Annotated in this window: 22 protein-coding genes; 9 read left to right on the forward strand and 13 right to left on the reverse strand. The window is 66.6% G+C overall.

What is annotated here, in order from left to right; genetic code table 11:
* Nucleotides 1-18: 18 nt before the first annotated feature.
* The 6 genes from RE429_RS12585 to eno form a co-directional block, all read right to left on the reverse strand.
* The gene (locus tag RE429_RS12585; RefSeq protein WP_414471109.1) at nt 19-1,446 is read right to left on the reverse strand and encodes a pyruvate dehydrogenase complex dihydrolipoamide acetyltransferase; all 1,428 of its coding nucleotides are present in this window, start codon (nt 1,444-1,446) and stop codon (nt 19-21) included.
* Nucleotides 1,447-1,469: 23 nt separating this feature from the next.
* The gene (locus RE429_RS12590; RefSeq protein WP_370437289.1) at nt 1,470-1,766 is read right to left on the reverse strand and encodes a DUF5076 domain-containing protein; all 297 of its coding nucleotides are present in this window, start codon (nt 1,764-1,766) and stop codon (nt 1,470-1,472) included.
* 4 nt (nt 1,767-1,770) lie between these two features.
* The gene (locus RE429_RS12595) at nt 1,771-3,210 is read right to left on the reverse strand and encodes a pyruvate dehydrogenase complex E1 component subunit beta (RefSeq protein ID WP_414471110.1); all 1,440 of its coding nucleotides are present in this window, start codon (nt 3,208-3,210) and stop codon (nt 1,771-1,773) included.
* A 96-nt stretch (nt 3,211-3,306) separates the two neighbouring features.
* Entirely contained in the window at nt 3,307-4,368 is a 1,062-nt protein-coding gene (gene pdhA / locus RE429_RS12600) for a pyruvate dehydrogenase (acetyl-transferring) E1 component subunit alpha (RefSeq protein WP_414471111.1), read from the reverse strand.
* 171 nt (nt 4,369-4,539) lie between these two features.
* Entirely contained in the window at nt 4,540-4,854 is a 315-nt protein-coding gene (locus RE429_RS12605; RefSeq protein ID WP_414471112.1) for an FtsB family cell division protein, read from the reverse strand.
* Between the two features lie 133 nt (nt 4,855-4,987).
* On the reverse strand, nt 4,988-6,271 hold the full coding sequence (eno, locus tag RE429_RS12610) for a phosphopyruvate hydratase (RefSeq protein ID WP_414471113.1): 1,284 nt from the start codon (nt 6,269-6,271) through the stop codon (nt 4,988-4,990).
* Nucleotides 6,272-6,398: 127 nt separating this feature from the next.
* On the opposite strand from eno, the gene queF reads away from it, so the two are divergent.
* Nucleotides 6,399-6,848: a preQ(1) synthase gene (gene queF, locus RE429_RS12615; protein ID WP_414471114.1), complete on the forward strand. Its 450-nt coding sequence runs from the start codon at nt 6,399-6,401 to the stop codon at nt 6,846-6,848.
* Here the strand turns inward: queF and RE429_RS12620 are convergent.
* The 7 genes from RE429_RS12620 to tpiA form a co-directional block, all read right to left on the reverse strand.
* A complete protein-coding gene (locus tag RE429_RS12620) occupies nt 6,833-8,002 on the reverse strand; it encodes an MFS transporter (RefSeq protein WP_414471115.1) in 1,170 nt (389 codons plus the stop codon). The two genes, queF and RE429_RS12620, sit on opposite strands and share 16 nt — an antisense overlap.
* 172 nt (nt 8,003-8,174) lie before the next feature.
* Nucleotides 8,175-9,023 (reverse strand): 3-deoxy-8-phosphooctulonate synthase, encoded by an 849-nt coding sequence (gene kdsA, locus RE429_RS12625; RefSeq protein WP_414471116.1) that lies wholly within the window; start codon nt 9,021-9,023, stop codon nt 8,175-8,177.
* Nucleotides 9,024-9,169: 146 nt separating this feature from the next.
* Nucleotides 9,170-9,571, reverse strand: coding sequence for a DUF350 domain-containing protein (locus RE429_RS12630; RefSeq protein WP_414471117.1), 402 nt, complete (start codon nt 9,569-9,571; stop codon nt 9,170-9,172).
* 50 nt (nt 9,572-9,621) lie between these two features.
* Nucleotides 9,622-10,488 (reverse strand): VOC family protein, encoded by an 867-nt coding sequence (locus tag RE429_RS12635; RefSeq protein WP_414471118.1) that lies wholly within the window; start codon nt 10,486-10,488, stop codon nt 9,622-9,624.
* Nucleotides 10,489-10,777: 289 nt separating this feature from the next.
* Complete coding sequence (locus RE429_RS12640; RefSeq protein WP_414471119.1) at nt 10,778-12,406, reverse strand: CTP synthase; 1,629 nt, start codon at nt 12,404-12,406, stop codon at nt 10,778-10,780.
* A gap of 107 nt (nt 12,407-12,513) precedes the next feature.
* A complete protein-coding gene (gene secG, locus RE429_RS12645; protein ID WP_414471120.1) occupies nt 12,514-12,927 on the reverse strand; it encodes a preprotein translocase subunit SecG in 414 nt (137 codons plus the stop codon).
* A gap of 257 nt (nt 12,928-13,184) precedes the next feature.
* The gene (gene tpiA / locus RE429_RS12650) at nt 13,185-13,955 is read right to left on the reverse strand and encodes a triose-phosphate isomerase (RefSeq protein WP_414471121.1); all 771 of its coding nucleotides are present in this window, start codon (nt 13,953-13,955) and stop codon (nt 13,185-13,187) included.
* Nucleotides 13,956-14,101: 146 nt separating this feature from the next.
* On the opposite strand from tpiA, the gene RE429_RS12655 reads away from it, so the two are divergent.
* The 8 genes from RE429_RS12655 to RE429_RS12690 all read left to right on the forward strand — a co-directional run bounded on the left by RE429_RS12655 (nt 14,102) and on the right by RE429_RS12690 (nt 22,039).
* Entirely contained in the window at nt 14,102-15,988 is a 1,887-nt protein-coding gene (locus RE429_RS12655; protein ID WP_414471122.1) for a SurA N-terminal domain-containing protein, read from the forward strand.
* Between the two features lie 3 nt (nt 15,989-15,991).
* The gene (trpE, locus tag RE429_RS12660) at nt 15,992-17,512 is read left to right on the forward strand and encodes an anthranilate synthase component I (protein WP_414471123.1); all 1,521 of its coding nucleotides are present in this window, start codon (nt 15,992-15,994) and stop codon (nt 17,510-17,512) included.
* Nucleotides 17,513-17,573: 61 nt separating this feature from the next.
* Nucleotides 17,574-18,191, forward strand: a complete 618-nt coding sequence (locus RE429_RS12665) for an anthranilate synthase component II (protein WP_414471124.1) — start codon at nt 17,574-17,576, stop codon at nt 18,189-18,191.
* Between the two features lie 69 nt (nt 18,192-18,260).
* Nucleotides 18,261-19,274, forward strand: a complete 1,014-nt coding sequence (gene trpD / locus RE429_RS12670) for an anthranilate phosphoribosyltransferase (protein ID WP_414471125.1) — start codon at nt 18,261-18,263, stop codon at nt 19,272-19,274.
* A 9-nt stretch (nt 19,275-19,283) separates the two neighbouring features.
* Entirely contained in the window at nt 19,284-20,084 is an 801-nt protein-coding gene (trpC, locus tag RE429_RS12675) for an indole-3-glycerol phosphate synthase TrpC (RefSeq protein ID WP_414471126.1), read from the forward strand.
* Nucleotides 20,081-20,557 carry a cyclic pyranopterin monophosphate synthase MoaC gene (moaC, locus tag RE429_RS12680; RefSeq protein WP_414471127.1) on the forward strand — a complete coding sequence of 159 codons (477 nt, stop codon included), beginning with the start codon at nt 20,081-20,083 and terminating at the stop codon, nt 20,555-20,557. Before trpC ends, moaC begins: the two co-directional genes overlap by 4 nt.
* Nucleotides 20,558-20,562: 5 nt before the next feature.
* Nucleotides 20,563-21,819: a gephyrin-like molybdotransferase Glp gene (gene glp / locus RE429_RS12685; protein WP_414474187.1), complete on the forward strand. Its 1,257-nt coding sequence runs from the start codon at nt 20,563-20,565 to the stop codon at nt 21,817-21,819.
* On the forward strand, nt 21,791-22,039 hold the full coding sequence (locus RE429_RS12690) for a hypothetical protein (RefSeq protein ID WP_414471128.1): 249 nt from the start codon (nt 21,791-21,793) through the stop codon (nt 22,037-22,039). The genes glp and RE429_RS12690 overlap by 29 nt, the downstream gene beginning before the upstream one ends.
* Nucleotides 22,040-22,185: the final 146 nt, after the last annotated feature.

Genomic DNA, 22,185 nt, shown 5'->3' on the forward strand with positions numbered 1-22,185 from the left:
CGGCCATGACGTTCGGTGCTAGACCAGCATCCCCATCGGGTTTTCGATGAGCTGCTTGAAGGCCGCCAGGAGTTCCGCGCCGAGCGCGCCGTCGACCACGCGGTGATCGCAGGAGAGCGTCACGGTCATGGCCTGCACGACGGCGGGAGCGCCGTTCTTCACCACGACCCGCTGCTCGCCCGCGCCGACGGCGAGGATCGTGCCGTGCGGCGGGTTGATGACGGCCTGGAAGTCCTTGATGCCGTACATGCCGAGGTTCGACACCGCCGTCGAGCCGCCGGTATATTCCTCCGGCTTCAGGCGACGGTTGCGGGCGCGGCCCGCCATGTCCTTCACCTCGGCCGAGATGGCCGTGAGCGTCTTCTGCTCGGCCTTGCGCACCACGGGCGTGAACAGGCCGCCCTCGATGGCGACGGCGACGCCCACGTCCGAATGCTTCATCTTCAGGATGCGGTCCTCGGCCCAGACCGAATTCGCGGCGGGCACGCGCTGGAGCGCGATGGCGAGCGCCTTGATGACGAAGTCGTTGACCGAGAGCTTGTAGGCGGGCTTGCCGTCCTTGTCCTTGCCCGCTGCCGCATTGATCTGCTCGCGCAGGGCCATGAGCGCGTCGAGCTCGCAATCGAGCGAAAGATAGAAATGCGGAACGGTCTGCTTCGATTCCACGAGGCGCTTGGCGATGGTCTTGCGCATGCCGTCGAGGGGCACTTCCTCGTAGGTGCCGGCTTCGAACATGGCCTTGACCTGATCGGCGCCCATGCTCGGCGCCAGGACGGGAGCCTGCGCGGGCTTCGCGGCCGGAGCGGCGGCTGCCGCAGGAGCGGCGGCAGGATTCGCACCACCGCCCTGGAGGGCTGCGCGCACGTCCTTCTCGACGATGCGGCCATGCGGGCCGGAGCCCAGGATCGAGGCGATGTCGATGCCGCCTTCGCGGGCGATGCGCTTGGCGAGCGGCGAGGCGAAGACGCGGCCGCCGCCGGCCTGCTGTCCTGCCCCGTTAGGCTTCGCGCCCTGCGCGGGACCGGCGGGAGCCTGGTCGACGCGGGCGTCTTCCCTGTGAGCGGCCCGATCGCCCGGAACCGCGTTGGCCTGCGGCGCGGGAGCCGCGGCGGCGGCAGCCGGAGCCGGCGCAGGCGGAGCCTCGGCCTTCGCGGGCGCCGGAGCCCCGCCGCCGGCGGGAGCCGTGACGCTCTTCGGGTCCTCACCCTCGCCGGCGATCAGGGCGATCACCTGATTAACCGGGACGTCGGCCGTCCCTTCCGGCACGACGATCTTGGCGAGGACGCCTTCGTCCACCGCCTCCACTTCCATGGTGGCCTTGTCGGTCTCGATCTCGGCGATCACGTCGCCGGATTTCACCGTATCGCCTTCCTTCTTCAGCCACTTGGCAAGGTTGCCCTTTTCCATGGTGGGAGAGAGAGCGGGCATCAGGATATTGATGGGCATGGCGTTTGGATCCTGATCTTGAATCAGTTGACGGCTTGCGACGAGCCGGGATCGGTCGGGTTGTCCAGCTCGGCTTGAATGCCTGAAACGATCTCCGCCAGGGCCTCCTCTTCCGAGAAGTCGGTTTCCATGGCGTAGACACGCGCGGCGTGGCGGGCGAGATCCACCAGGAGCACGCCCCAGGTGAACGGATCGTCGAAGGCGCGGCGCAGCGCGATGCTCACCGCTCCGTCGACCACCGAAGCCCTCAGGATTTCGACGCCGCCCTTTTCGAGCGCATCAGGCGGCACGTTGAGAGCTTCGAATTTCCGCTCTTTCATGGTCTCACCTGTAGCAGACGGCCTTCACCGCCTGGACCACCTCGGCGACGGACGGGAGCGCCAGCTTCTCGAGGTTCGCTGCGTAAGGCATGGGCACGTCCTTGCCCGTCACGCGGATCACCGGCGCGTCGAGATAGTCGAACGCGTTCTCCATGATGCGCGCGGCGATCTCCGCGCCGACGCCCGATTGCGGGTAGCCTTCCTCGACCGTGATGCAACGCCCGGTCTTCATGACGGAGGCCACGATGGTGTCGGTATCCATGGGACGGATCGTCCGCAGGTCGATCACCTCGGCGTCGATGCCTTCCTTCTCCAGCTCCTGCGCCGCCTTGAGCGCATAGGTCATGCCCATGGAGAAGGACACGATCGTGACGTCCTTGCCCGCGCGATGGATCCGCGCCTTGCCGATGGGAATCGTGAAGTCGTCGAGTTTCGGAACCGGGAACGATTGTCCGTAGAGAATCTCGTTCTCCAGGAAGATCACCGGGTTCGGATCGCGGATGGCGCTCTTGAGCAGCCCCTTCGCGTCGGAAGCCGTGTAGGGTGCGACGACCTTGAGGCCCGGAATGGCGGAATACCACGCCGAGAAGTCCTGGCTGTGCTGCGCCGCCACGCGGGCGGCCGCGCCGTTCGGACCGCGGAACACGATGGGCGCGCCGAGCTGGCCGCCGGACATGTAGAGGGTCTTGGCCGCCGAGTTGATGATCTGGTCGATCGCCTGCATGGCGAAGTTGAAGGTCATGAACTCCACGATGGGGCGCAGGCCCGTGAAGGCCGCGCCGACACCGACGCCGGCAAAGCCGTGCTCGGTGATGGGCGTATCGATCACCCGCCTTGCGCCGAATTCCTGGAGCAGGCCCTGCGTGACCTTGTAGGCGCCCTGGTACTCGGCGACCTCTTCGCCCATGACGAAGACGTTCTCGTCCTTGCGCATCTCTTCGGCCATGGCGTCGCGGAGCGCTTCGCGGACGGTCATGGAGACCATCTCGGTGCCTTCCGGAATTTCGGCCATGGCGTCGTAACCGGTGCGGTTCGTGATCACCGAGGGAGCGGCCGGCGTCGAGAGATCCGTCTGCTGCGGACGCTCGGCCGGAGCCGGACGGTCCGCCAGGCCTTCCGCCTGCATGTCCGGAACCGGAGCGGGCTGCGCGGCCGGCTGAGGAGCCGAGGGACCCTTCGACGAAACCGAGGACACGTCCTCGCCCTCGCCCGCCAGGATCGCGATGGGGGTGTTCACGGCGACGTTGTCGGTGCCGTCGGAAACCAGGATCTTGGCGAGGACGCCCTCGTCGATCGCCTCGACCTCCATGGTCGCCTTGTCGGTCTCGATCTCGGCAAGCACGTCGCCGGGCTTGACCTTGTCGCCTTCTTTTTTCAGCCACTTGGCCAGTTTGCCCTGCTCCATGGTGGGCGAGAGGGCAGGCATGAGAATATCGGTCGCCATGAAAGACTCGTGTTGATTGTCGCTGCGGCGAAAGTTTCGGAGCGGCGCTAGGGCGCGCCGCCATGAGTCAGTGGAGCGTAGCCTTCAGGACCATGCTCAGAGGAGGATATCCGTGTAGAGTTCGGCCGGATCGGGCTCGGGATCGTGCGTGGCGAACTCGGCCGCCTCGTTGACGATCTCGCGCACCTTGCTGTCGAAGGCCTTCAGCTCGTCTTCCGACAGCTTCCAGCTCTCCAGCAGACGGCGGCGCACCTGCTCGATGGGATCGTGCTCCTCGCGCATGCGGGTCACCTCGTCCTTCGTGCGGTACTTCGCCGGGTCGGACATGGAGTGGCCGCGGTAGCGGTAGGTCTGCATCTCGAGAATATACGGCCCCTTGCCGGAGCGGGCATGTTCGATCGCGCGCCGGCCGGCGGCATAGACCGCCCGGACGTCCATGCCGTCCACCTGCTCGCCCGGAATGCCGAACGACACACCGCGCTTGGAGAAATCCGTCTGCGCCGAAGCGCGGTTCACGGCCGTGCCCATCGCATAGCGGTTGTTCTCGATCACGTAGACCACGGGCAGCTTCCAGAGCTGCGCCATGTTGAAGCTCTCGTAGACCTGGCCCTGGTTCGCCGCGCCGTCGCCGAAATAGGTCAGGCAGACATTGCCGTTCTCGCGATAGCGATTGGCGAAGGCGATGCCGGTGCCCAGAGACACCTGCGCGCCGACGATGCCGTGCCCGCCGTAGAAGTTCTCCTCCTTGGAGAACATGTGCATGGAGCCGCCCTTGCCCTTCGACAGGCCGCCGCGGCGTCCGGTCAGTTCGGCCATGACGCCCTTCGCGTCCATGCCGCAGGCAAGCATGTGACCGTGGTCACGGTAACCGGTGATCACCTGGTCGCCCTTTATCGTCGCCATCTGCATGCCGACGACCACGGCCTCCTGGCCGATATAGAGGTGACAGAAACCGCCGATGAGGCCCATGCCGTACATCTGGCCGGACTTCTCTTCGAAGCGGCGGATCAGCAGCATATCGTTATAGGCTGCGAGATCCTGATCCTTGTCGAATTGTGGGGTATTGGGGGCAGCTCCGCGCGCGGAGCCTTTGCTGGAAGTGGACTTGTTAGCCGCGCCTGCACCGGCACGGCCCGCCTTGCGGGCAGCAACAGCCATCGGTTCCTCCGAAGGGTTTCCTCGACGAAAGTTGTAGCGCAGCGGAAACCGGAAATCGAGAGGCCCAAACGACGTTTTGCGCTGCACAATGAATCGCGCAACGCATTGATTTGGCTTTGTAATTCGCGATTAACAGAAATTCAGTTAATTCATTCTTTGTGGCTAGTGCGGTCAAGGGCCGGTGATGATGACGAGATCGTTCTTGTGGACACGCCCTAACATTACGCGCGCACGCTCCTCGAGAAGGTCGCGGTCGATCTGGTCGCTCCGGAGCAATGCGATGCGACGCTCCCAGTGAGTCCGCTCGTCCTTGAGATCGTCGAGCTCCTTGTTCAGATCGGCCATCTGGGCTTCGTATTTCTGCTGAGCCTCGATGCCGCGCGCGCCGCTGTGAGCGTGGTGAACGAAGTAAGCCGCGACCGCCGCCGAGATGCTGTAGAGCACCAGCGGAATCAAAAACCGTCTCAATCGTCTGCGGATCACCATGGAGATGGTTTGTACCCGCACATGGTTAAGGAGCCGTTTAGCGCATCGTGCGGACCGGGTTCGCAGCCGTCCGGACAACGCAGAAAGGGCCGCCTCCCGGCGGCCCTTGCTTAACTCACAAGTAGTTATTTTATTACGCCAGCGCCTTCAGGGCGGCGCGGCCTGCATACTTGGCCTGGGAGCCCAGCTCCTCCTCGATGCGGATGAGCTGGTTGTACTTGGCCAGCCGGTCGGAGCGGGCGAGCGAGCCGGTCTTGATCTGCCCGCAATTCGTCGCGACCGCGAGATCGGCGATCGTGGAGTCTTCCGTCTCGCCGGAGCGGTGGGACATGACGGCGGTGTAGCCGGCGCGCTGGGCCATGTCGACCGCGTCGAGGGTCTCGGTGAGCGAGCCGATCTGGTTCACCTTCACGAGAAGCGAGTTGGCGACGCCCTGCTTGATGCCCTGCGAGAGGCGGTTGACGTTGGTGACGAAGAGGTCGTCGCCGACGAGCTGGCACTTGGAGCCGATGAGATCGGTCACGGCCTTCCAGCCCTCCCAATCGTCCTCGGACATGCCGTCCTCGATGGTGGCGATGGGATAGGCCGCGACGAGCTTCGCCAGATACTCCGCCTGCTGCTGCGGCGAGAGGGTCTGGCCCGTGCCCTCGTAGCGATAGGCGCCGTCCTTGAAGAACTCGGTGGCCGCGCAGTCGAGGCCGATCACCATGTCCTGGCCGGGCTTGTAGCCCGCCTGCTCGATGGACTTCATGATGAAGTCGAGCGCCGCCTCGGCGGAGGGCAGGTTGGGAGCGAAACCGCCCTCGTCGCCCACATTGGTGTTGTGGCCGGCGTCCTTCAGGGCTTTCTTGAGGGTATGGAACACCTCTGCGCCCATGCGCACAGCTTCCGACAGGGTCGGCGCGCCGACCGGCAGGATCATGAATTCCTGGAAGTCGATGGGGTTGTCCGCATGCGCGCCGCCATTGATGATGTTCATCATCGGCACCGGCAGGACGCGGGCCTGGGTTCCGCCGACATAGCGGTAGAGCGGGAGCGTCGAGGCCTCGGCGGCGGCCTTCGCCACGGCGAGCGAGACGCCGAGAATCGCGTTGGCGCCCAGGCGGCTCTTGTTCGGGGTGCCGTCGAGCTCGATCATGGTCTCGTCGATGGCCACCTGCTCCTCGGCGTCCATGCCGCCGATGGCGTCGAGAATCTCGTTGTTCACCGCATCGACGGCCTTCAGCACGCCCTTGCCGAGATACTTGGACTTGTCGCCGTCACGAAGCTCGACCGCCTCGTGGGCGCCCGTCGACGCGCCGGAGGGAACGGCCGCACGGCCCATGGAGCCGTCTTCGAGGGTGACATCCACTTCGACGGTGGGATTGCCACGGCTGTCGAGGATCTGGCGGGCGAAAACGTCGATGATCGCGGTCATGAAGCAGACTCCTGAGGCTGAAGAGCGGCCGATGCGGCCTCACGTCATGGAATGGCTTATTGACCGAAACGCCGAAGCGGGCAAGGACGAGAGCAGCCCATGACCTCCTGATCCAAGGTGAAATACGATGACGGAGACCCATCTCCAGCTCGGTCAGACGACCGCGACGCCCCTGTCCCCCGAGGAAGCCACCCTCGACCGGGTGCCGAACCCGCACCCGGACACGGATTATCTCGCCCGGTTCACGGTGCCGGAATTCACGTCCCTGTGCCCGGTGACGGGCCAGCCCGATTTCGCGATTCTCGTAATCGACTACGCACCGGGCCCGTGGCTCGTCGAGTCGAAGTCGCTGAAGCTCTACATGCACAGCTTCCGCAACCACGGCGCCTTTCACGAGGATTGCACGGTCGCCATCGGCAAGCGCCTCGCCGGGCTCCTCGAGCCCCGATACTTGAGGATCGGCGGCTATTGGTATCCCCGCGGCGGCATTCCGATCGACGTGTTCTGGCAGACGGGCGAACTGCCGAAGAACCTCTGGCTGCCCGACCAGGGCGTCGCGCCCTACCGGGCCCGCTGAGGAGCCGGCCGCCTCAGCACCATGGAGGCGGTCAGGCCCACGCCCAGGATGATCAGCGCGGCCGTGGCGGTGGAGGCGGCGAGGCCGACATGGCGCAGGCCGAAGCCCATCGCCACGACCCCGAGCGCCTGCCCGCAGAAGAACGAGAAGGCATGGAGCGCGACCGCGGACGCGCGCGCCTGCGGCGCGACCTCCGTGACCTGGGCCTGAAAGGTGTTGTGGAGCATGTAGAAGCCGAGGCCCATGAGCAGCAGGGCGGCGAAATCGAACCTCCAGTCCCCGGCAAAGCCCAGGGCCACGAGTGCCGCCGCCGCGCACAGACCTCCACCGAGGAGGATCCGGCCGATGCCGAGATTGTTCAGCATCCAGGTCACGAGCGCGGAATAGACGAGGCCGCCGATGGCGAAGCCCCCGATGGCGAAACCCGCCTGCGCCGCGCCGCCCCCGCCCCGCTCCTCGAGCAACGGGGCGATATAGGGGAAGATGCCGAAGAGCGCGATGGCTTCGACGAAGACGGAGCCGAAGAGAAACAGCGCGCGCGGATTGGACAGGATGTCCCGGTAGCGCAGAACGGCCGCGCGCGGATCGAACCTGCCGCCTGCCGCGGCGCCGCGAAAGCCCACGACCGTTGCGGCCAGGGCGCAGGCCATCATGACGGTGGACAGGCCGAACACCCCGCGCCACCCGATCCACTCGGCCAGCAATCCCGCGAGCGACGAACCCGCGAGCTGGCCGATGATGATCGCCACGAGATAGCGGCTGAGCGCCACCTGACGCTGCGCCATCTCCACCCGGTCGCCGATGAGCGCGATGGAGAGCGGCACGGCCCCTCCCGCCGCCGCGCCGGCCACGATCCGCAAGCCGAACAGGGTCGGCGCATTGGGCGCGAAGAACGACCCGGCGAGCGCCAGGAAGAGAAGCGACAGGGCCACCTTCATCACGCGCTCCTTGCCGAGCGCATCCCCGATCGGCCCCAGGACCGGCTGAATGAAGGCATAGGGCAGCGCGAAGGCGGCGGAGAGCAGCGCGATGGTCTGCGCCGGCGAGTTCAGGTCGCGGGCGATCACCCCGACCATGGGCTCGACCGCGCGGGACGAGAAGGTGCTGGCGAAGCCGCTGACGGCCAGGATCAGGATGAGATTGCGCGAGGACATGACGCTCGGGAGAGAAGGGCCGCAGGAGGGACCCTTCGCTCAATATCATGGCCTTCCAGGAGGGGGAGAGGCAGGAATGCAGACCTGCCCCCTCCGGAAGTCATGCGCGCCTTCGCGGGGATGACGGTGGAGGGCGGGATGACGACGCGGTCTGGACGATCTCGCGCGGCCCTCAGGCCACCCGGCCCTTGGCCAGCGCGTCGAAGGCCTTCAGGCCGGCGAGCAGGCCCTCGAGCTCCTTCAGAGGGACCATGTTGGGCCCGTCGGAGGGAGCCTTGTCCGGGTCCTGGTGCGTCTCGATGAAGACGCCCGCCACACCCACGGCGACCGCCGCGCGGGCCAGCACGGGCACGAACTCCCGCTGACCGCCCGAGGTCGCGCCCTTGCCGCCGGGCTGCTGCACCGAATGGGTGGCGTCGAAGATCACCGGCGCGCCGGTCTCGGCCATGATCGGCAGGGAGCGCATGTCGGACACGAGGGTGTTGTAGCCGAAGGAGGCGCCGCGTTCGGTGAGCATGACGTTCGGGTTTCCGGCCGCCCTCACCTTCTCGGCGACGTTCGCCATGTCCCAGGGAGCCAGGAACTGGCCCTTCTTCACGTTCACGACCCGGCCCGTCCTGGCGGCGGCGATGAGAAGATCGGTCTGTCGGCACAGGAAGGCGGGAATCTGGAGGATATCGACCACCTCGCCCACGGGAGCGCATTGGTCGTTCTCGTGCACGTCGGTGATGACGGGAAGGCCGAATCTCTCCTTCACCTCGGCAAAGATGGAAAGCGCCTTGTCGAGACCGATGCCGCGCGCGCTCGAAATCGAGGTGCGGTTCGCCTTGTCGAAGGACGACTTGTAGACGAGGCCTAGGCCGAGCTTGCCCGTGATCTCCTTGAGCGCCGCCGCCATCTCGAGCGCGTGGTCGCGGCTCTCCATGGCGCAGGGCCCGGCGATGATGCTGAGCGGAAGGTGATTGCCGAAGCGGACGGAACCGGCCTCGACGACGGCGGGGGTCTGTTGGGTATCGGTCATGATCCCGTCCCCCTACTCCGTTTCGGGCCGGACGGGAAGCGGCGATGACGACGAAGGTTCCGCACTGGAACCGACCCGACCGGGGCAAAGACGTGGATGCCCGGCTCGAAGCCGGGCATGACGATGGTCGAAGGTCGATGGAGGTCTCAGAAGGTCATCGACGCCGCATTGATGATGCCTGCCGACAGGGAGGATGCGCCGAGGAACAGGGCGGCCGCCATCTCGCCTCCGGCGATGCGCTGGGAGAGATTCGGCATCAGGATGCGCACCAGCCAGTACACGACGATCTGAACCGCCAGGGCCACCAGGCCCCAGACCATGAGATCGACGATGCCCTGCGCGTGGACGATGGCGCTGCCGAGCGGCAGGGCGAAGCCGACGAGGCTGAAGCCGAGGGCGGTCGAGGCCGAGATCACGTTCTGGCGGATCAGCGCGAACTCGTTGTGCATCGTCGCCAGCGTATAGACGCCCAGATACAGCACGACGAGTGCGACGGCGATGAGGAAAAAGACCAGGAAGTCGAATAAACCCGCCAGAGTGGAAGTCACGGATAGCCCCTACGATTCATTGCCACGATCGTAATGGGGCCATGGTTAATTTATTGTGTTGCCTCGAACGCGACGGCGACCCCGAAGGCGGCGCTCGCCGGCACGACGAGCCTGCTGCCGACGTGCTGATAAGGCATTTCCGCCGCATCCAGGCGCTTTGACAGGGCCGGCAGGTCCTCCACCCGCAAGGTGAAGGCCACGAAGCAGGGCTGGTTCATTTCCGCTTCGACGGACACGTAGCTTTCCGCGGCGTCGTCCGGCGTCATGACGTCCAGGTGAGAATCCGCGAGACGGAACGACAGATCGTGCAGGGCCGGACTCGTGGGAACAGCGCCCGTGAAATCCGTCAGAAACCTCTTGCAGCGGTCGGGATCCGGCGCGGCCAGGGCGACCGTCGCGAGCCCTGTGGCTCCGTTCTCATGCACTTGAAAGGCCGGGTTCCAGAAATTCTCGGGAAAATGCTGCTGGCAAACGAAGAAGCCCGCCTTCGGGGCCGCCTTGTCGGCCGCGAAAGCCAGGGAGAAGGCCACGACCGTCTCCGTCCCGTCGGGCCTCCTGCCCTTGCGCTCGAAATGGAACGGCTCGAAGGCTCCGATGCCCTTCTCGGCGAAGGCGGCGGCGTCCGCCTTGGCGTCGGGGCTGTCCAGCACCAGCATGGCCAGACCTTCACGATCGTTCAGATAATCCCGGACGAAGGCCCCGAAGCTGAAGCGGCCCTGCTCGTGAGGCGGGATCCGGGCCCCCTCGCCGACGGTGATCAGTTCGAGGAAGGCGCCGGGAAACTGGACGATCCGGTTCTCCGTGCCCCATGAATGCCGATTGCGGGCGCCGACCTGGAAACCGAGGCGCCGATAGAGATCGGCGGCTTTGTCGAGGTCGTGAACGGCAATGACGAGGTGGTCGATCCGGCGGGTCATCAAGCTCTTTCCTGTGTACCGCCCATAGATTTAGTGCGCCCGGTGGAGTTTGGCCAAGTCCCCGCGCACGGTCCGGCCCGGATACCCGCGGTTCCGGGTCGAACGGCCGAGAGCATCGGACGTGAAAAGTGGATTTCCCCTTTCCACGTCCGATGCTCCCTTCTTGGTAAGAGCGCATCGTTTGAGCGAAAAACCGGGGCCACTTTTTCGCACGATGCGCCAGAACGCGAATGCCCGGCACGAGGCCGGGCATCATGGAAAACGGAAGGGCGTGACGGCGGAGGATGCCTCACACCAGCCGGCTCTGCTCCACGGCGGCGTGAATGAAGCTCTTGAAGAGGGGATGCGGCTCGAAGGGCCGCGACTTCAGCTCCGGATGGTACTGGACACCGATGAACCAGGGATGGTCCTCGTATTCCACGATCTCGGGCAGAACGCCGTCGGGCGACACGCCCGAGAAGCGCAGGCCCTTGGCTTCCAGCCGCTCGCGGTAGGACATGTTGACCTCGTAGCGGTGGCGGTGGCGCTCGGAGATCTCCGTGCCGCCGTAGATCTCGGCCACCTTGCTGCCGGGAGCGAGCTTCGCCTGAAAGGCGCCCAGCCGCATGGTTCCGCCGAGATCGCCCCCCGCCACGCGCTTCTCGAGCTCGTTGCCGCGCAGCCACTCGGTCAGAATGCCGACCACGGGCTCCGGGGTCGGGCCGAATTCGGTGGAATTGGCTTCCTTGATCCCGGCGAGCGAGCGGGCCGCCTCGATCACCGCCATCTGCATGCCGAAGCAGATGCCGAAATAGGGCACCTTCCGCTCGCGGGCGAAACGGGCCGCCCGGATCTTGCCCTCCGCGCCGCGCTGGCCGAAGCCGCCCGGCACCATGATGCCGTGAATGCCTTCGAGGAACGGAGCCGGATCCTCGTTCTCGAAGATCTCGCTCTCGATCCAGTGCAGGTTCACCTTCACCTGATTGGCGATGCCGCCATGATACAGGGACTCGATGAGCGACTTATAGGCGTCCTTGAGGCCCGTATACTTGCCGACGACGGCGATGTTCACCTCGCCCTCGGGGTTGTGAACGCGCTCGGAGATCTTCGTCCAGCGGCTCAGGTCCGGGCTCTTGGAGCCGTCCAGACCGAAAGCGGCCAGCACTTCGCTGTCGAGCCCGGCCTCGTGATAGGCGAGCGGCACGTCGTAGATCGAACGGGCGTCGCGCGCCTCGATCACGGCCGTCTCGCGCACGTTGCAGAAGAGAGCCAGCTTGCGGCGCTCATCCTTGGGGATCTCGCGATCCGTGCGGCAGAGCAGGATGTCGGGCTGGATGCCGATGGATCGGAGTTCGGCGACCGAGTGCTGCGTCGGCTTCGTCTTCAGCTCTCCCGCCGAGGGAATGAACGGCAGCAGGGTCAGGTGGACGTAGATCGCCTGGCCGCGCTCCAGGTCGTTGCCGAGCTGGCGGATCGCCTCGAAGAACGGCAGGCCCTCGATATCGCCGACCGTGCCGCCGATTTCCACCAGCACGAAGTCGAAGCCCTCGTTACCCGTGAGCACGAAGTCCTTGATGGCGTTGGTGACATGCGGAATCACCTGGATCGTGGCGCCGAGATAGTCGCCGCGCCGCTCCTTGGTGATGATGTCGAGATAGATCCGGCCCGTGGTGATGTTGTCGGCCCTGGAGGCCGGAACGCCCGTGAAGCGCTCGTAATGGCCCAGGTCCAGATCCGTCTCGGCGCCGTCGTCGGTCACGAAGACCTCGCCGTGCTGATAGGGACTCATCGTCCCCGGATCGACGTTGAGATATGGGTCGAGCTTGCGAAGCCTGACCTTGTAGCCGCGTGCTTGGAGAAGCGCTCCCAGGGCGGCCGAAGCCAATCCCTTGCCGAGCGAAGACACCACGCCGCCGGTGATAAATACGTACCGCGTCATGGACCCCTATCCATCAATAAGGAGCGCCGATTCGCAATGCGCGAATCCTGCCGCCCCGAAACCATCCACAAAAGAAGAGGGCCGGAGTTCCGGCCCTGCTGCTTGGCTTACTGCTGAGGCGCTGCGGGCGCCGGCGCCGGAGCATTGGGCGCAGGAGCCGGATTCGCCGGCTGCTCGCCCTGGAGACGTTGCAGCTGCTCGAGCACGCTGCCTCCCTGCGGCGCAGCGGGCGCCGTCTGGCCGGCGGGAGCCGGAGCGGCCCCGTCGAGAATCGAACGCGGTCCCCGGCTCGTCGTCGCCATGACGGTCAGCGCAATGCTCGTCACAAAGAACAGACCGGCGAGAATCGCGGTCGCGCGGGTCAGGGCGTTGGCCTGGCCGCGGCCGGTCATGAAACCGGACACGCCGCCGCCTCCGCCGCCGCCGAGCCCCATGCCGCCGCCTTCGGAGCGCTGCAGGAGAACCACGCCGATCAGGGCGAGCACAATGACCAGGTGGATAATAATGAGAACTGTTTGCATCGTTCCAAAAACCTCAAGCGGCTGCGCTTGAAATGCGTCAGCCGCTCGCAATCCGTTCGTTGCGGCGGCCTGTAGCATAGGTGGGCGCAGGATCAAAGACCCGCAAGGGCGCTTTTGTTGTAGAAGCGCCCCGGAAAACCAAGACCCCGGCGCCATCCCGCACGGGCGGGGCCCGTCGCCGCGACGCAGCGGAGGAGAAGCATGCCCCCCGCCTCGTTCTGCATCGTCGCGACCCCGGGATGGCGGCGGGTGTGACGTCAGCCCAGATAGGCCCCGGCGATCGCGAGGAAATCCGCGGCCACGAGGCTCGCGCCGCCCACGAGAGCGCCGTCGACGTTCTCGACGCCCATCAGCTCGGCCGCGTTCGAAGGCTTCACGGAGCCCCCGTAGAGAATCCGCACCCGGCCGTAATCCGCCTTGCCCACGAGGCGCTTGAGTTCCTCGCGGATCGTGGCGTGCATTTCGGCCACGTCGGCGGCGGTCGGGGTCAGGCCCGTGCCGATGGCCCAGACGGGTTCATAGGCCACCACGAGATTGTGACTGTTGGAATCGGCCGGGATCGAACCGCGCAGCTGCTTGCGGACGACCGAGAGAGCCTTGCCCGCCTCGCGCTCCTCGCGGGTCTCGCCGACGCACACGATGGCGGCCAGTCCTGCCCGGTGGGCCGCGACGGCCTTGGCGCAGACATCGGCATCCTTCTCGCGGTGGTACTGCCGGCGCTCGGAATGCCCGACGATCACATAGGCGGCCCCGGCATCGGCCAGCATCTCGGCCGAGAGATCGCCCGTGAAGGCCCCGGATTCCTTGGCGTGGCAGTCCTGGCCGCCGATCGCCACCCGGGTGCCGAGCGACATGTGGGCGAAGGCCGACACGAGCGTTGCGGGCGGGCAGACCACGAGATCGGCCTTGGCCCGCAGGCCGGGTGTGTATCCCGCATGGATCTCGCCCAGGACCTTGGCCGCGGACCTCATCAGACCGTTCATCTTCCAGTTGCCCGCCACCAGCGGGCGCGGCCTATCGACGCTCATTCCAGAACTCCTGTCACGCTTGATAAGTTGGAAGTACAGAGGCTTAACTCCGGTTTCAACCCGACTTGCCCTTTTCCCCGGGCCTTTGATGGGCTATCGGCCTGTTGAATGAGTTTTTTGAGAACGGGTTCACGATGCTTCGGAACATGCGCAAGGCTGGGCAGACCCTGGTCGGCAAAATCATCGCCACCGTCTTCTTCGTGGGGCTGATCATCAGCTTCGCGATCTGGGGAATCGGCGACATCTTCCGCACGAGGCCGGAATCGACGGTCGCCGAGGTGGGCAAGACCCACATCTCGGTCAATCAGGTTCGTAACGCCTACACGAACCAGCTTCAGCAGCTGAGCCGGCAATTCCGCACGGTGATCAGCCCCGAGCAGGCCCGCCTGTTCGGCCTCGACCAGCAGGTGCTCAACTCCCTCGTGACCGAAGCCGTCATGGCCGAGGAGGCCAAGCGCCTGGGCCTGTCCGTCTCGGACGAGCTCGTGGCCCGCTCCATCGTCGAGAACCCCGCCTTCAAGGGCCCCGACGGCCAGTTCAACCGCGCCCTGTTCGATCAGGCGCTGCGCAATGCCGGCCTCTCGGAGCCCGGATTCGTGCAGGAGCAGCGCTCCGCCATGGCGCGCGCCCAGCTGGCGGACGCGCTTGCCGGCGACGTGACCGTTCCGGCCGCCGCGAAGGAAGCCCTCCACCGCTTCGCCGCCGAACGGCGTACCGCCACCTATCTCGTGCTGAATGCCGGGATGGCGGGGGACATCCCGGCTCCCACCGACGAGCAGCTCAAGAGCTTCTTCGAGGAGCACAAGGCCGGCTACCGTTTCCCGGAATACCGCGCCGTCAACGCCATGGCGCTCGACGCCGCCGCCATCGCCAAGCCCGACGATGTTTCGGAAGCCGATGCCCGCCAGTTCTACGACCAGCAGAAGGCGAAATACGGCCAGCCGGAACGCCGCACGATCCAGCAGATCCCCTTCACGTCCATGGACGACGCGCAGGCGGCGTCCGCCAAGATCAAGGAAGGCACCGATTTCGCCGCCCTCGCCACGGAGCGCGGGGTTTCCGCCTCGGGCCTCGAACTCGGCACCTTCTCGAAGGCCGAGATGCTCGATCCCGCGGTGGCCGATGCCGCCTTCAGCCTGCCCGAGGGCGGCGTGAGCGACCCGGTCCAGGGCCGCTTCGGTCCGGTGATTCTTCGCGTGACCCAGATCCAGCCCGAATCCGTCCGTCCCTTCGAGGAGGTCGCGGCCGAAATCCGTGGTGAGATCGCGCGCGAGCGCGCCCAGGACCAGATCGAGCGGATCCATGACGAGATCGAGGATCTGCGCGCCGGCGCCAAGCCGCTCGCCGACATCGCCAAGGAGAAGGGCCTGACCCTCGTCCAGGTGCCGGCCATGGACGCCCAAGGCCTCGACAAGACCGGGAATCCGGTGAATGCGCCCGACCGCGACGCCCTCGCCAAGGCGGCCTTCGCGTCGGATATCGGCGTCGACAACGAGCCTCTTCGCACCGCCTCCGGTTTTGTCTGGTACGACGTGACGGGAATCGACCCCTCCCGCGAGAAGACCCTCGACGAGGTCCGCGATCAGGTCGCCGCGCAGTGGCGTGAGGACCAGGTGAGCCAGCGCCTGGCCGAGAAAGCCACGCAGCTTACCGAGCGCCTCGACAAGGGCGAGGCCATCGAGGCCGTGGCCCAGGACGTGGGCGTGGACGCGAAGACCGCGACCGATCTCGCCCGGAACGCCGCGAAGGACGACCTCTCGGCCGATGCCGTGAACCGCATCTTCGCGACCCCCGTCGGCAAGGCCGGCAACGCGGCGAACGGAACCGATTCACGCGTCGTCTACAAGGTCACGGCCGCCACCGTGCCGCCCATGGTCACCACGACCCAGGAAGCGCAGAATGTCGAGACCCAGCTGCGCAACGGCATGAGCGACGACCTGATCAACCAGTACATCGCCCAGGCCCGACAGGATCTCGGCGTCACCGTCAACCAGCGCGCCCTGCAGCAGGCGACAGGCAGCGGCGAATTCTGAGCCATGAGCATCGCGCCCGATTTCGAGACTTTTGCGGAGGCCTACGGGGAAGGCGAAGCGGGTGTCCTGCGCGCCACCCTCGTCGGCGACCTCCTCACTCCCGTGGCCGCCTTCATCAAGCTGCGGCACCACCGGCAAGGCTCCGCCTTTCTGCTGGAATCCGTGGAGGGCGGCGCCACGCGGGGCCGCTTCTCGATGATCGGTCTCGATCCGGACCTCGTGTGGCGATGCCAGGACGGCGTCGCCGCCATCGACCGCAATGCGCTCGCCCGTGACAGGCGCTTCGTCACCGACGAGCGCCCTGCCCTGGACAGCCTGCGGGCGCTCATCAGGGAAAGCGCCCTGCCGCTCTCCGACGAGCTGCCACCCATGGCGGCGGGCCTCTTCGGCTATCTGGGCTACGACATGGTGCGCCAGATGGAGCGCCTGCCCGAAGTGAACGCGGACGTGCTCGAAGTGCCGGACGCGATCCTGATCCGCCCCACCGTGATGGTGGTGTTCGATGCGGTGAAGGACGAGATCTCGCTGATCACGCCCGTGCGCCCGCAATCCGGCATCCCGGCGAAAGCCGCCTACGAGGCGGCGCTCGCGCGGCTCGACGCGGTGACCCACGCCCTCGAGCAGCCGCTTCCCATCGAGGACCGCAGCGATCCGACCGCCATCCATTTCGACCCTCCGGTCTCGAATACGACACCGGGCGAGTTCGAGGACATGGTCGCGAGGGCCAAGGACTACATCCGCGCAGGCGACATCTTCCAGGTGGTGCTGTCGCAGCGTTTCGAGGCGGCGTTCCCCCTCCCGGCCTTCGCGCTCTATCGTTCGCTGCGCCGCGTCAATCCGGCACCGTTCCTGTGCTATCTCGACTTCGAGGATTTCCAGATCGTCTGCTCCTCGCCCGAGATCCTGGTTCGGATGCGCGACGGCAAAGTGACGATCCGCCCGATCGCCGGCACGCGCCCGCGCGGCAAGACCGCCGCCGAGGACCGCGCCCATGCGGAAAGCCTGCTCGCCGACCAGAAGGAGCGGGCCGAGCATCTCATGCTGCTCGATCTCGGCCGCAACGACGTGGGCCGCGTGGCCGAGATGGGCACCGTCCAGGTCACGGATTCCTTCTTCCTCGAATATTACAGCCAGGTGATGCACATCGTCTCGAACGTCGAGGGCCGCCTCGACCCCTCGTTCGACGCCCTCGACGCCCTCGTGGCGGGCTTTCCGGCGGGCACGGTCTCCGGCGCCCCGAAGGTGCGCGCCATGCAGATCATCGACGAGCTGGAGAAGGACAAGCGCGGCCCCTACGCCGGATGCATCGGCTATTTCGGCGCCAACGGCGAGATGGATACCTGCATCGTGCTGCGCACCGCCGTGGTGAAGGACGGGCGCATGGCCGTCCAGGCCGGGGCCGGCATCGTGTACGATTCCGATCCGGCCTCCGAGCAGCAGGAATGCATCAACAAGGCCAAGGCTCTGTTCCGGGCCGCCGAAGAGGCCGTGCGCTTCGCGAGCCAGGCGAGGATCGGCCAGTGACCGTCATAGCCGCAATGCCTCCCTTGACCGGGCCCGCCGCATACGCGAACGTCGGTGCGCCATGACCCGCGTTCTCGTCATCGACAATTACGACAGCTTCACCTGGAATCTGGTGCATCTGCTCGGCCCTCTCGCGACCTCCGTCGATGTCGTGCGCAACGACGCCGTCACCACCGACGAGGTGCTGGCCTCGGGGCCGGACGCCATCGTGCTCTCCCCCGGGCCCTGCACGCCGAACGAAGCCGGGATCTGCCTCGATCTCGTGAAGCGCGCCTCGCCTGAAATCCCCACCTTCGGCGTCTGCCTCGGCCTGCAGGCCATTGGCCAGGTGTTCGGCGGCACGGTGAGCCGTGCGCCCCTGCCGATGCACGGCAAGGTCTCGGAGGTGGAGCATCGGGGAGAGACGGTGTTCCGCGGCATCAACGGCCCCTTCAGGGCGACCCGCTATCACTCGCTGATCGTGGACCGGGAATCCTGCCCGGAGATACTGGCCGTCACGGCCGAGACGGCCGACGGCCTCGTCATGGGGCTGTCGCACCGCTCGCTCCCGATTCACGGCGTGCAGTTTCACCCCGAGAGCATCCTGTCCGAGCACGGGGTGACGATCATGCGCAACTTCTTCGACCTGGCGGCAGCCTGGAACGACAAGCAGCGGCGGATCGGCGCAAGTCCTGTTTGAAACCGAAAGTTCTGCTTGAACCTTCAAGTCCTGCTTGAAACCGCCGCTTAACCCCAAGGCAATGAACCGATGGAATCCTTCAAATCCTATCTCGCTAAAGTCGCAACCGGCGCCGCTCTGACCCGGGACGAGGCGCGATGGGCGTTTGACGACCTGCTCTCCGGCGAAGTGACGCCGGCGCAGGGCGGAGCATTCCTCATGGCGCTGCGGGTTCGCGGCGAATCCCTCGACGAGATCGTCGGCGCGGTGACCGCCATGCGCGGCCGCATGCTGCCGGTGAAGGCGCCGGATAACGCCGTCGACATCGTCGGCACGGGCGGCGACCATTCCGGCAGCTATAACATCTCGACGCTCGCGTCGATCATCACCGCCGCCTGCGGCGTTCCGGTCGCCAAGCACGGGAACCGCGCGGCGTCGTCCAAATCGGGTACGGCGGACGTGCTGTCCTCGCTCGGGGTGAAGCTCGGGCTCGACCCGAAGGGTCTGGAGCGCTGCGTCAACGAGGCCGGCCTGTGCTTCATGTTCGCCCAGACGCATCATGCGGCGATGCGCCATGTGGCGCCCGTGCGCGTGGAGCTCGGCACCCGCACGATCTTCAATCTGCTCGGGCCGCTCGCCAATCCGGCCGGCGTCCGGAACCAGCTTCTCGGCGTGTTCTCGGAAGCCTGGCTCGAACCGCTCACCCAGGTCCTCAAGGAGCTCGGCTCCAGGCGCGTCTGGACGGTGCACGGCTCCGACGGCCTCGACGAGATGACCACCACCGGACCGACCTTCGTGGCCGCGCTCGAAAACGGCGCCATCCGCCGCTTTACCGTGACGCCCGACGAGGTCGGATTGCCGACCTCGAAGCTGGAAGACCTCAAGGGCGGCGATCCCGAGCACAATGCGAAGGCCCTGCGAGCCGTGCTCGAGGGCGCGCGCAACGCCTATCGCGACGTGGCGCTGCTCAATGCCGCCGCCGCCCTGGTGATCGCGGACGCCGCGGCGAACCTCCGGGAGGGCCTGGGGCGCGCCTCGCAGGCCCTCGACGGCGGGGCCGCCAAGGGTACGCTGGAACGCCTTGTCAAAGTCTCGAATGCGTGAGGTGCTGCGATGACCGATGTTCTGAGCAGGATCGAAGCCTATAAGCGCCAGGAAATCGCGGCGGCGAAAGCGGCCGTTTCCCTGGAGGAGATGAAGCGGCTCGCGCTCCAGGCCCCGCCGGCGCGAGGCTTCGCGACCGCGATCGAGCGGCATCTTTCGCAAGGGCGCCCCGCCCTGATCGCCGAAGTGAAGAAGGCGAGCCCCTCGAAGGGGCTGATCCGCCCGGATTTCGATCCGCCGAGCCTCGCCCGGGCTTACGCGGAAGGCGGCGCGACCTGTCTCTCGGTGCTGACCGACGAGCCCTCCTTCCAGGGCAGGCCCGAATACCTGAACCAGGCCCGCGAGGCCTCCGGCCTGCCGGCTCTGCGCAAGGACTTTCTCTTCGAGCCCTATCAGGTCTACGAAGCCCGCGCCTGGGGGGCGGACTGCATTCTCGTCATCATGGCGAGCGTCTCGGACGAGGAGGCCCGCGCGCTGATCGACACCGCCCACGAGCTCGGCATGGACGTGCTCGTCGAAGTGCATGACCGGGCGGAGCTGGAACGCGCGATCCCGCTCGGCACGAAGCTGATCGGAATCAACAACCGCAATCTTCGCACCTTCGAGGTCTCGCTCGCCGTGAGCGAGGAACTGGCCCCGCTGATCCCGGCGGACCGCATCGTCGTCGGCGAGAGCGGGATCTTCACGCTTCAGGACATCGAGCGCCTCACGCGGGTGAAGATCCGCACCTTCCTCGTGGGCGAGAGCCTGATGCGCCAGGCGGACGTGGCGGCGGCCACGAAGCGCCTGCTGTTTGGAGAGGCCGCATGACGTCGCTCACGCATCTCGACGCGAGCGGCGAGGCCAACATGGTGGACGTGTCCGACAAGGACGTCACCAGCCGCACCGCGATCGCGGAAGGATGCGTGGTAATGCGGCCCGACACCCTCGCGCTGATCCGCCAGGGCGACGCCAAGAAGGGCGACGTGCTCGGCACCGCGCGGCTCGCCGGCATCATGGCCTCGAAGCGCACCCACGAACTGATCCCTCTCTGCCATCCGCTGCTCATCTCCAAGGTGAAGGTGGAATGCGCGTTGGACGATGCGCTTCCCGGCGTGCGCGTGACGGCGGAGGTGAAGGTCTCGGGGAAGACGGGCGTCGAGATGGAGGCGCTCACCGCCGTCTCGGTGGCGTGCCTCACGATCTACGACATGGTCAAAGCCGCCGACAAAGGCATGCGCATCGACAACGTGCGGCTTCGCATGAAGAGCGGCGGACGCTCGGGAGTGTTCGAGGCGCCATGAGCCTGATGAGCCTGATTTCGGTCGAGGATGCCCTGTCCCGCGTGCTGGCGAGCGTCGAGCGGCCGGTTTCCATCGAGCATGTGCCGCTGTCCGCCTGCGCGGGCCGCGCCTTGGCGGAGGATGTGAGCGCCCGTCGCGACCAGCCGCCCTTCCCGGCTTCCGCCATGGACGGCTACGCCGTGCGCAGCGCCGACGCGGCGCAGGTTCCCGCGACCCTTGAGGTCATCGGCACCAGTGCCGCCGGGCAGCGCTTTTCCGGCACGCTCGCGCCGCAGCAGGCCGTGCGCATCTTCACCGGCGCGCCGCTCCCCGACGGGGCGGACACCATCGTGATCCAGGAGGACACCGAAGCCGCGGGCCATCGGGTGACCGTGAAGGAGGTGCCACGTCCGGGCCAGCATATCCGCAGGGCCGGTCTCGATTTCGCGGCGGGCGACGTGCTCCTGCAGGCAGGGCTTCGCCTCGATTCCCGCCATATCGCCCTTGCGGCCGCCATGGGACATGCCAGCCTCCCCGTGAGGAGGAAGCCCCGCGTCGCCATCCTGGCGACCGGCGACGAACTGGTGCGGGCGGGCGAGACGGCCGGTCCCGACCAGATCACCGCGTCGAGCCTGCCCGCCACCGCCCTGATGGCCGAGAAGGCGGGCGCGGAAGCCATCGATCTCGGCATCGCGCGCGACACGCTCGAATCCCTGGAAGAGCGGATTCAGGCCGCGCGGGATGCCGGCGCCGACATCCTCGTGACGCTCGGAGGCGCATCCGTGGGCGAGCACGATCTCGTTCAGAAGGCGCTGCGGCGTCAGGGAATGGAACTCGGCTTCTGGCGCGTGGCCCTTCGCCCGGGCAAGCCCCTGATGCACGGCAAGCTCGGAGAGATGCTTCTGCTGGGACTTCCCGGCAACCCGGTTTCCACTCTCGTCTGCACGGTTCTCTTCCTCATTCCGGCCATTCGCGCCCTGCTCGGCGATGCGCAGCCGGACGCGGATCCGGCGGAAGACGCCGTTCTCGGCGCGGACCTGCCCGCCAACGGCCCGAGGCAGGACTATATGCGCGCCTCGCTCGCCGGCGAGGAATTCGAGATCGCCCTGTCCCAGGGCCCGGGACGCATGCTGCTGCCGGTGGCGACGCCGCACATGATCCAGGATTCGTCCGTGCTGAGCATTCTGGAGCGCTCGCAGGCCCTGCTCGTCCGCCCGCCCCACGCACCGCCCGCGCAGGCGGGAGAGCCGTGCCGTGTCATCCGGCTGGAGCGGTTCTGCTGAAAAGAGCCGATGCCGTTTCCTGGCCCGTTCGGTTCGGCATGACGTCGCGGTGCAAGAGGACGCGGCGGTTTGGGGAGTGGCCCGCGCGACAACGTCCGTTGAGGCGGCATTTGCCGTCATGCCCGGCCCTGAGCCGGGCATCCACGTCTTCATGACGCTGCGTTCCGAAGACGTGGATGGCCGCAACGAGTGCGGCCATGACGGCGAGAATCGTGACTGATTCCCAGATCAGGTCCGGGGACGGCCATGACGAAACGGTGTTGTGACCACCTCCGTCGTCACGCCCGGCCTTGAGCCGGGCATCCGCGTCTTGATGGCTCATCCGCTCCGAAGACGTGGATGGCCGCACCGAGTGCGGCCATGACG

Origin of the sequence: Microvirga sp. M2 (assembly GCF_047497095.1) — a bacterium.
In the GTDB taxonomy this organism is placed as follows: domain Bacteria; phylum Pseudomonadota; class Alphaproteobacteria; order Rhizobiales; family Beijerinckiaceae; genus Microvirga.

Excerpts from the sequence above, each read along its gene's own strand:
- queF (WP_414471114.1), top strand. The coding sequence starts at position 6,399 with ATGACGGAGACCCATCTCCAGCTCGGTCAGACGACCGCGACGCCCCTG.
- pdhA (WP_414471111.1), bottom strand. The coding sequence starts at position 4,368 with ATGGCTGTTGCTGCCCGCAAGGCGGGCCGTGCCGGTGCAGGCGCGGCT.
- trpE (WP_414471123.1), top strand. The coding sequence starts at position 15,992 with ATGAGCATCGCGCCCGATTTCGAGACTTTTGCGGAGGCCTACGGGGAA.
- glp (WP_414474187.1), top strand. The coding sequence starts at position 20,563 with ATGAGCCTGATTTCGGTCGAGGATGCCCTGTCCCGCGTGCTGGCGAGC.
- eno (WP_414471113.1), bottom strand. The coding sequence starts at position 6,271 with ATGACCGCGATCATCGACGTTTTCGCCCGCCAGATCCTCGACAGCCGT.
- trpC (WP_414471126.1), top strand. The coding sequence starts at position 19,284 with ATGACCGATGTTCTGAGCAGGATCGAAGCCTATAAGCGCCAGGAAATC.
- RE429_RS12605 (WP_414471112.1), bottom strand. The coding sequence starts at position 4,854 with ATGGTGATCCGCAGACGATTGAGACGGTTTTTGATTCCGCTGGTGCTC.
- RE429_RS12590 (WP_370437289.1), bottom strand. The coding sequence starts at position 1,766 with ATGAAAGAGCGGAAATTCGAAGCTCTCAACGTGCCGCCTGATGCGCTC.
- RE429_RS12620 (WP_414471115.1), bottom strand. The coding sequence starts at position 8,002 with ATGTCCTCGCGCAATCTCATCCTGATCCTGGCCGTCAGCGGCTTCGCC.
- RE429_RS12635 (WP_414471118.1), bottom strand. The coding sequence starts at position 10,488 with ATGACCCGCCGGATCGACCACCTCGTCATTGCCGTTCACGACCTCGAC.
- RE429_RS12640 (WP_414471119.1), bottom strand. The coding sequence starts at position 12,406 with ATGACGCGGTACGTATTTATCACCGGCGGCGTGGTGTCTTCGCTCGGC.
- secG (WP_414471120.1), bottom strand. The coding sequence starts at position 12,927 with ATGCAAACAGTTCTCATTATTATCCACCTGGTCATTGTGCTCGCCCTG.
- kdsA (WP_414471116.1), bottom strand. The coding sequence starts at position 9,023 with ATGACCGATACCCAACAGACCCCCGCCGTCGTCGAGGCCGGTTCCGTC.
- tpiA (WP_414471121.1), bottom strand. The coding sequence starts at position 13,955 with ATGAGCGTCGATAGGCCGCGCCCGCTGGTGGCGGGCAACTGGAAGATG.
- RE429_RS12655 (WP_414471122.1), top strand. The coding sequence starts at position 14,102 with ATGCGCAAGGCTGGGCAGACCCTGGTCGGCAAAATCATCGCCACCGTC.
- RE429_RS12585 (WP_414471109.1), bottom strand. The coding sequence starts at position 1,446 with ATGCCCATCAATATCCTGATGCCCGCTCTCTCTCCCACCATGGAAAAG.
- moaC (WP_414471127.1), top strand. The coding sequence starts at position 20,081 with ATGACGTCGCTCACGCATCTCGACGCGAGCGGCGAGGCCAACATGGTG.
- RE429_RS12595 (WP_414471110.1), bottom strand. The coding sequence starts at position 3,210 with ATGGCGACCGATATTCTCATGCCTGCCCTCTCGCCCACCATGGAGCAG.
- RE429_RS12665 (WP_414471124.1), top strand. The coding sequence starts at position 17,574 with ATGACCCGCGTTCTCGTCATCGACAATTACGACAGCTTCACCTGGAAT.
- trpD (WP_414471125.1), top strand. The coding sequence starts at position 18,261 with ATGGAATCCTTCAAATCCTATCTCGCTAAAGTCGCAACCGGCGCCGCT.